The sequence below is a fragment of the Pseudomonas sp. ABFPK genome (assembly GCF_001586765.1).
Classification (GTDB): Bacteria; Pseudomonadota; Gammaproteobacteria; order Pseudomonadales; family Pseudomonadaceae; genus Aquipseudomonas; species Aquipseudomonas asiatica.
In genome coordinates this window covers 1-1,164 of record NZ_LQXW01000079.1, presented here as the reverse complement: position 1 = coordinate 1,164, position 1,164 = coordinate 1, and the positions used below count along the sequence as shown (strand labels likewise).

General features: G+C 54.5%; 1 protein-coding gene. It reads right to left on the bottom strand.

Going from position 1 to position 1,164, the window contains the following annotated elements:
- A protein-coding gene (locus WM94_RS27670; RefSeq protein ID WP_156486018.1) for an IS3 family transposase occupies window positions 1–1,101 on the bottom strand; the annotation gives its coding sequence in 2 pieces (ribosomal slippage) (window positions 1–867 and window positions 867–1,101; 1,102 coding nt annotated over the 2 pieces). This gene is flagged as partial in the annotation.
- Between the last annotated feature and the right edge of the window lie 63 nt (window positions 1,102–1,164).

The window sequence follows — 1,164 nt, the reverse complement described above, 5'->3', positions numbered from 1 at the left end:
ACAGCTGCATAGCACTGCTGTGTCGGCGTTTAGGGTTATAGAACATTTCGATGTAATCGAAAATATCACTTCGGGCTTCTTCACGGGTTGTGTAGATCTTTCGTCGGATGCGCTCCCGCTTCAAAAGTTGGAAAAAGCTCTCGGCTACGGCATTGTCGTGGCAGTTTCCCCGCCGACTCATGCTGCTGATTACATTGTTAGCCTTCAAGAAGCTTTGCCAATCTGAGCTACTGAACTGACTACCTTGATCTGAGTGAATCATCACTTGCTGCTGTGGCTTGCGTCGCCACACAGCCATCAACATTGCGTCGATAGCCAGGTCGCTGCACATCCTTGGCTTCATTGACCAACCAATTACTTGGCGTGAGAACAGATCCAGCACTACCGCTAGATAGAGCCATCCTTCATAGGTGCGGATGTAAGTGATATCTGTCACCCAGACCTTGTTCGGCTCACTGACCTTGAACTGCCGCGCGAGGTGGTTGGGCGAGGCCACTGTTGGTTTTCCACCGTAAAACCCTGGACGCCGCCGATAGCCCGTTTGCGAACGCAGCCCCTCCGCCTGCATCAAGCGCCCGACTCGATTTCGTCCGCATTCCTCTCCCAGCTCACGTAGGTCATCGTGAATTTTGCGGTAGCCGTATACACCTCCGCTTTCTAGCCAAGCGTGCTTGATCAAGCCAAGCAGACGTTGATCTTCTTTTGCTCGGGCAGATTGAGGCTCGGCCAGCCAGGCGTAGTAGCCGCTGGGGTGCACCTTGAGGGTTTGGCAAAGGCGCCGCACCGGGTAATCAGTCGAGTGCTTCTTGATGAAGGCGTACTTCAGCCGCACTCCTTGGCAAAGTACGCGGCGGCCTTTTTTAAGATGTCTCGCTCTTCAGTCACGCGCTTGAGTTCAGCGCGTAGCTTGCGCAATTCGGCCTGCTGATCGTCGTCTTGCTGACGCTGCTCTTGGGGCTTGGTGTAGACCTTGATCCAGGCGTAAAGGCTATGTACGGACATGCCCAGGCGCTGGGCGACATCGGCGACGGGTTTGCCTTTCTCGGTCACTTGCTTGACCGCTTCGATCTTGAACTCTTCGGGGTAACGCTGACGACTCATGGCACCTCCTATTTGGGCCTCATTATGAGGCTTGGAGGTGTCTACGAAACCAGGGGCGATTCA